Genomic DNA, 1,543 nt, shown 5'->3' with positions numbered 1-1,543 from the left:
TGGCCGTCGGGCGCGACGCGGAGCGCCTCGCCGGGACGGTCGACCTGATCGTGGCGGCCGGGGGCGCCGCCCGCGTGGCGACCTGCGACGTGTCCGACCCCGCGGCGGTGACCGTCCTGGCCGCCGCGGTGGCCGACGAGGAGATCTCGATCCTGGTCAACAACGCCGGAGTGGCGGGACCGGTCGCGGCCCTGACCGAGATCGCGCCGGACGATTGGGACGCGGTGTTCGCCGTCAACGTGCGCGGGGTGTACCTGATGTGCCGGGCGTTCCTGCCCGCCATGGTCGCGCGCGGCGCCGGCGACGTGCTGAACATCGCCTCGGTCAGCGGAAAGCGGCCACTCGCCGCTCGCACGCCGTACTGCGCCTCCAAAGCCGCGGTGATCGCGCTGACCGCGACCCTGGCCGGCGAGGTCGGACCCCACGGGGTGACCGTCAACACGCTCTCGCCGGGCCCGGTCCACGGCGAGCGCATGCACCGCAACTTCACCCTGGAGGCACGCCGCACCCAGACCTCCTACGCCCGGGCGGAAGCCGCGTTCGTGGGCCGCGCGGCGTTGGGCCGGCTCGTGCACGAGCACGAGGTCGCGCTCGCGGCGGCGGCGATGCTGCACATGCCGGGACTCACCGGCGCCGACCTTGACCTGTCCGCGGGGATGGTCGCACGATGACGAATCACACTTCTTCCCGACCCACCGTGCATACGGATGCACAGATCCTCGGGGCCGACGGCGACGCAGACCGCGTGGACGGCGCTCCCGCAGGTCGCATCCGCGACACCGATCCCGAGGCCGTGACACAGGAAGGCGTAAGCGTGGAGACGACCCGACACAGCGGTGGCGTGACGGCGGAAGAGATGGCTCGCCGGACCATCCGGCGCAGCGACCTGGTCAGCTGCGACCAGGCGTTCATCGACTGCCGCACCCCGGGCTCGGACCGCAAGGAGAACTATTCGATCATCGGGCCCGGGGTCACCCAGAACCCGGACCAGGTGATCAACCTGCGGGAGCCACACGGTTACAACATCGGCGCGGCGGGGATGCCTCGCGGGGTCACCAACAACCTGCACCTGCACTTCACCTCCGAGGTGTTCCTGAACTTCCGCGGCACGTGGCGGATGCGCTGGGGGGCCGAAGGCGAGCAGGGAGAGTACGTCCTGCGCGACGGCGACATCGCGTCCGTTCCACCCTGGATCTTCCGCGGTTTCACCAACGAGGGCGTGGACGACGGTCGGCTGTTCACCGTGTTGGGCGGCGACGACACCGGGGGCATCATCTGGTCGCCGGCGGTCCTGCGCGACGCGGCCGAGCACGGTCTGTATCTGAGCGCCGACAACACGCTCGTGGACACCGCCGCCGGTGAGCCGCGGCCGGATCCGGCGGACCTGGTCGTGCCGATCACGGACGAGCAGATCGCGGCGCTGGCCCATTACAGCCCCGAGCAGATGCGGGCCCGCGTCGCCACGCCCGCCGACCTCGTGTGGTCGTCGCGTCCGTTCCTGTGCAGCACCCTGACCGCAGGCGGCGCCGAGCTCGCCGCGGTC

The 1,543-nt window shown here is 71.5% G+C and carries 1 protein-coding gene and 1 pseudogene; both read left to right on the top strand.

Features of this window, described 5'->3' with window-relative positions; all coding sequences use genetic code 11:
* A partial coding sequence (locus GT354_RS15520) for an SDR family NAD(P)-dependent oxidoreductase (RefSeq protein ID WP_161356896.1) occupies positions 1–671 on the top strand: 671 nt, incomplete at its 5' end.
* A pseudogene (locus GT354_RS15515) lies at positions 668–1,543 on the top strand (hypothetical protein); the annotation flags it as partial. The gene GT354_RS15520 and the pseudogene GT354_RS15515, both read left to right, overlap by 4 nt.

The organism is Streptomyces sp. SID3343 (assembly GCF_009865215.1).
Lineage (GTDB): Bacteria > Actinomycetota > Actinomycetes > Streptomycetales > Streptomycetaceae > Embleya.
This window is presented reverse-complemented; position numbering and strand designations above follow the sequence as displayed.